This is a genomic window from Pirellulales bacterium (assembly GCA_035499655.1).
Classification (GTDB): domain Bacteria; phylum Planctomycetota; class Planctomycetia; order Pirellulales; family JADZDJ01; genus DATJYL01.
In genome coordinates this window covers 1-5390 of the sequence record DATJYL010000085.1, presented here as the reverse complement: position 1 = coordinate 5390, position 5390 = coordinate 1, and the positions used below count along the sequence as shown (strand labels likewise).

The following is a 5390-nucleotide window of genomic DNA, read 5'->3' as shown; positions in this document are numbered from 1 at the left end:
CAAGGGGAACGCTGCCCGACGTTTCAAAATCGCGTTGATTTTGAAATGGAGGGGCCTGGCGTGTGGCGCGGCGGCTACAATAGCGGGAAAATCAAGTCGATTAATAATTCCTATCTCGATTTGGAATGCGGCATTAATCGTGTGGCGATTCGCTCCACGCTCAGCGAAGGCCAAATTGTCGTTCGTGCCACCAGCGCAGGACTTCGCCCAGCTGAGGCAACACTCATTTCGCGGCCCGTTAAAATTGAAGGGGGCACAACTCCGTCGCTGCCAGCCATGCCGATCGTGAAGTTGTCGAGCCAACAGGCAGGCGCGGCGATGGGCATCAACAACTCCGGAATCCTGACCTCCGATTTCGCTCGCCCGACGATTCATCATGGCAAGTATCTCATGAACCTTTCTTATTCTGGGCCGTCAAAGGGAGTGCATATCGAGTCGGATGCGGAGGCCGGCAAAACAGTGTACGTCGATCATGACGAAACATTTGCCGACATGCCCCAGGCGCTCTGCCGCAGCGATTGGATTCAAGCAGCCTTCGCCGATCGCCTCTATAGCGCCGTCGATTTGATGGAAATTCCGGTGCCTGCGCATTCGGTAATTTACGTCGCACACGACAATCGTTTGGATCGTCCCGCTTGGCTCAGGCAGCAATTCGAGCCAACTGAAATGAGCTTGGTCGTTGGCGGAAAGCCCATGAAAGTGTACCGACGGATTGTAGAAACAGAAAGAAGCTTCACGTTGGGTTCGAACACCGATCAGACGCAGGCCGAAGAATGCAACATGTATCTTGTGTTTATTAATGCGTCGCCCGATTAATTCCAGCCTTGCCTTACGCAATGATTCGAATTACCGCAACGATTTTATGTGCTTTTGGCGTGTGTGTATTGCACTTCGGCCAAGCCGGTGTCCTCGCGCAGGTTCAAACCGACAACATGCCGGCAGCGGAGCAGGCACGCCGGCGTGACGAAGCGGCCGCCATCGAGGCCGCCAACGGTTGGTGGACGGCCGCGCTTAAAAATCGCGACGAACGGCTGGCCTGGTGGCGCGACGCGAAATTCGGCTGCTTCATCCATTGGGGTGTCTATTCCAATTTGGCGGGCGAGTACAAGGGCCGCGAGGGAGGTGCGTATTCCGAGCACATCATGCGGCAGTTGACCATTCCGCGTCAGGAATACCTTGACGAGGTCGTCGCCAAGTTCAACCCGGAAAAGTTCGATGCTCAGGCTTGGGTCCAGTTGATCAAGGACGCCGGCATGCGGTATCTGGTGATCACGGCCAAACACCACGATGGATTTGCGATGTATCCTTCGGACGTAACCAAGTACAACATCACCGACGCCACACCGTTCAAACGCGATCCGATGAAAGAGCTGGCCGACGCCTGCCGAGCCAACGGCGTGCATTTCGGTTTTTACTATTCGCACGCCTTCGACTGGGAACATCCCGACGCGCCAGGCAACGACTGGGACTATAAAAATCCCGGCGGCGACAGGCACTTGTTCGACGAGAAACAAGGCGCCGGCTACAAAATGTGGTACGACGTGCATCCTGAGTTGGTCGAGAAGGCCAAGAAATATGTGGATGAGAAGGCAATTCCACAGCTCCAGGAACTGATCGTGAAGTACCATCCCGAAATTCTTTGGTTTGATGTATCAGGCAAACTGCCTCTATCCGAGCAGTTGCGGATCGTCAAGGCCGTGCGCGCGGCCGATCCCAATGTCGTCATCAACGGCCGCGCGGCCCGCGGCCTGGGAATAAACTTCGGCGATTACGTGGACACGGCCGACAATCCCGCGGAAGTGCGCGAAGCCGAAGGCGATTGGGAAGCAATTCCGACGGTAAACAATTCCTACGGCTACAACAAGTTCGACAACAACTACAAAATACCCGAGTTTTTTATTCAATTGATCGCCAAAATTGCGGCTAAAGGGGGCAATACGCTCTTGAACATCGGCCCAAAGGGTGATGGCATGATTGACGAGAACGCCACGCGCATCCTGGAAGGCATCGGCCGCTGGATGGCCGTCAATGGCGACTCCATTCATGGCACCAGCCACACCCCACTGGATCGTCAAGCTTGGGGCGATTCCACCGTCAAAAGCAACACGCTCTATCTCCACGTTTTCCAGTGGCCAACCGACGGCAAACTTGTCGTCGGTAATCTGCAAGGGGAAGTGGTCCGGGCCTATTCCCTGGCTGATCGAGACTTGCACGCGCTGAAAACGCGGCGGCTGAACGAATCGGATATCGAAGTAACCGTGCCCGCTGCCCCCGCGGATCCGTTCGATACAGTAGTCGTGCTGGAGATGAACGGCCCCGTGAAGGGCGCCAAGGGGCGTCTGCTGGCCACGAATGTCGCGGAGAACCAATTGCTCGCCTTCGACGCCACGCCACACGGCAAGTTCAGCTATGGCGACGGCAAGGCGGGACGTTACTTCGCAGCCGGCTTCACCAAGGCCGAAGACTATCTGGCCTGGCCCATTCGCCTGAACGCGCCGGCGACGTTCGATGTTTCCGTACGATACAGCGCCGGAAGCAACACCGATTTACTCGTCGAGGCTGGCGATCATTCCGTCAGCGCCGTTGTAACTGCCATTGAATCAAAGAACAACGCGGTTGTTCACCTCGGTCAATTGGCGCTCCCTGCCGGCCAGCAAGAATTGCACTTCAGACCGAAGAACCCCGGCGAGATAAGCTTGTTCGAAGTAATACTCAAGCCGGTACCATAATAAATAAGCAAATGCTACCGGCGCGTGCTGGAAATCTTTGCGGTTCGTCTCACGCCGGAGTCGCTTAGCGACAACGGCTATGGCCGGCCGGTCAAGATGCGGGCTGAGTTTGAACAAGCCGGCGTGATGGCCAAGTACGACCGGGCAGCACACTCCGAGCGGATGTACCAAACGCTCGAGGCGGGGCAACAGTAGTTCCTTAGTGGGAACTGGATAGTGCTAAGCAACTCCCCGGTCACGGACGACTGGGGATATTTTTCGGCACGCGCAACAGTAAGCGGCGCGTACCAGACCGAAAAACTTCTATCACGGAATACTCGGGCTTTCGCCGCCTTGGATAGTAGCCATGGCGGCCAGAATGCGAATGTCGCCGGTGGTGTTCCAGACATGCACGGAGCCATCGCAGTAGGCGAAGTTAACTGCTCCGCCGCCGCCGTGGACGCCGGCAAAAGCGCGCTCGCAGGGCTGATAAAAATTGCTGTTCGGATACACCGCTTCACATTTCAAGTAATCAGAATCCATGACCATCGAAACCGAAGAAGCATTGCAGGTTAGCGGGCTGCTGCGGCAATCTCCTGCTGTAATGGCAACATTTGCAGGCAGTGTGACGTCGCCCAAATCCATACCGAACACACTGCTCGCCCAGGCGGCAGAGCGAGTTATGGGGGGTGTGCCGGCTGGTTGAGTGACCGTAGTGTATTCACCGATGAGTAAAGTCTTGGAAGTGCCATCGGTGATTTGACTGATCTTGACTGGGAACTTACTTAATTGCCCCATCGTACAACCAGGGGAGCTGCCGTAACTGGGCTTTTGCCCAGTGGGTGCAGGATTAATCACGACGACCGGCAAGGGTCCTTTGTCAATGGTGCGCATGGTTTCGCCCCCTTTGCCGGCTTGATAGCTATCCCAATAGGCCTCGGCAGGGTTAGCTGGCGTAAAAAATCCACGTCCAGCGACACCTTTGTAGGAACTGGTCATAATGATATGACCGTTTTCGTCGGAGACCTGACCGGTTTGCAGCGACGGTGGATTGGGATCGCTCGGGCACGTTTGCACGGGCAACATCGTTTGGCGGACTGGATCGTTCAACGGGTCCAAATTGGAAACCTCGAAATGATAACGTTGGTATAAGGGCGTTTCTTCCTCGTAGGGAAGAATTTCCAAGGCCCAATTGGTATACCAGGCATGCAAGCCATCCGCGAGAGTTGTCGACCCGCAATAAGTGCCACTGGCCGTTGTGCTGCCCACAACTTTTCCCGGAGGCAAGGTTTTCTTGGCCGAAGCGTAATTCAAACAGGCCAAGCCCATGTTCTTCAAATTATCGGTGCACTGAGTGCGGCGCGCCGCTTCGCGGGCGGCCTGCACGGCGGGCAAAAGCAACGCAATCAAGATCCCGATGATCGCAATCACAACCAGCAGCTCGACGAGCGTAAAACCAACTCGAACTGCAGTCGGCTGCCCGGGGCCAAAGGTGCGGGGCGACGGACGCAGCTCGCATTCGCTGGATTCCTGATTTCCCTTCCGAACATAGACAAAAGGTGCGGCGAACATTGATGTGTCCTCTCTCAAACCCCCCGCCGGAGACGACGGTTGCAAAAACCCTCTGCCAAGAACTGTTTTCCCACTGTGGGCCTTATCAGGGCGCATACGGTACACACTCGTCTGCCGCCAGCCAAAGATGAAACGCACCCTTTGCTACAACCATGAAGCTGTACGCCACGAGCCGTTAGATATTCGAATCCCACTCCCCATGCCGCTACCTATTCCCCCACGGGCAATACTTGCCAGCGTTCAGCCACCACAAACGGATCACTTTCTGGCAGTTGTGATACTGCCAACCTGATCCCCCCAAGTGGTTCCCAACATTGCGCGATGAACCCCACTATGCACACTACGAAAAATCCCTGTATGTTATCGTGGACTGCGGTCGAAATTTACGAAATAAAATCAACTGTTTTATGAAATTCTGACTGATAGGCGATTGGTTCTCAGTCAATCAAGGCTGTAAGAATGGCGGAGAGCTTGAGAGACAATTCTACTAGGTTGAGAGTGCCCAAGCAAATCTTGGTTTGGTGATTCGAAAAACTCTGGGGCGCAAATCATTTTGATGCCAGAAATGCGCCGAAAGCGTTGAATGTCGGTTAAACGCACTCTTTTCTAAAAACCTAAGCCGGCCTTAGCTGCTGATCCATTAAAATACCACCTTGATCTGGCTTAGTTATCCTGCGACCACAAATGTCACAATCGAAAAAACAAACTGGGCCCGCACTTAGGGAATACTGAATATCAACCATGGAACTCTCCTCTACGAAGTTAGTAAATGGTGGTTGCGGCTCCCACACATATATGGAAAGCAATTCGCCCACCAAGATCATTTTACCAAAAGTCATTGCTGCAATAACAGAGAACGATGTGACTGGAGCCACTGCAAATAGCCGAATCAAAAAATGCAATTCAGCAACACCATGACCACACGTGCCCAGGGCAACACCGGCAGCAGGCAAGATTACAATAACGTTTTTGTAAACTCGGAAGGTACCGATTCGCATTACTTCCAATTGACCCCCTTCCCGAAAACTGATCCAGGGAATATGAGAGAATCCAGCCGGCCCATTGGGCCGGAAAGGATTCGCGATGAAGAAGCGACATGGTGCGGAGCAG

Annotated in this window: 5 protein-coding genes; 3 read left to right on the top strand and 2 right to left on the bottom strand. The window is 54.3% G+C overall.

The features are described from left to right. From VMJ32_06215 to VMJ32_06205, 3 genes are all read left to right on the top strand, one after another. The coding region (locus VMJ32_06215; GenBank protein HTQ38601.1) for a hypothetical protein at nucleotides 1-816 on the top strand (816 nt) is incomplete at its 5' end. 20 nt (nucleotides 817-836) lie between these two features. Next, entirely contained in the window at nucleotides 837-2729 is a 1893-nt protein-coding gene (locus VMJ32_06210; protein ID HTQ38600.1) for an alpha-L-fucosidase, read from the top strand. Nucleotides 2730-2753: 24 nt separating this feature from the next. After that, entirely contained in the window at nucleotides 2754-2924 is a 171-nt protein-coding gene (locus VMJ32_06205; protein HTQ38599.1) for a hypothetical protein, read from the top strand. Between the two features lie 111 nt (nucleotides 2925-3035). Here the strand turns inward: VMJ32_06205 and VMJ32_06200 are convergent, their stop codons facing one another. Together VMJ32_06200 and VMJ32_06195 are read right to left on the bottom strand one after the other, a co-directional pair. After that, nucleotides 3036-4280, bottom strand: coding sequence for a DUF1559 domain-containing protein (locus tag VMJ32_06200; GenBank protein HTQ38598.1), 1245 nt, complete (start codon nucleotides 4278-4280; stop codon nucleotides 3036-3038). Between the two features lie 614 nt (nucleotides 4281-4894). Next, on the bottom strand, nucleotides 4895-5390 hold a 496-nt coding region (locus VMJ32_06195; protein HTQ38597.1), incomplete at its 5' end, for a hypothetical protein.

Coding starts and splice junctions, on each gene's coding strand:
- VMJ32_06210 (HTQ38600.1), top strand. CDS start 837: ATGATTCGAATTACCGCAACGATTTTATGTGCTTTTGGCGTGTGTGTA.
- VMJ32_06200 (HTQ38598.1), bottom strand. CDS start 4,280: ATGTTCGCCGCACCTTTTGTCTATGTTCGGAAGGGAAATCAGGAATCC.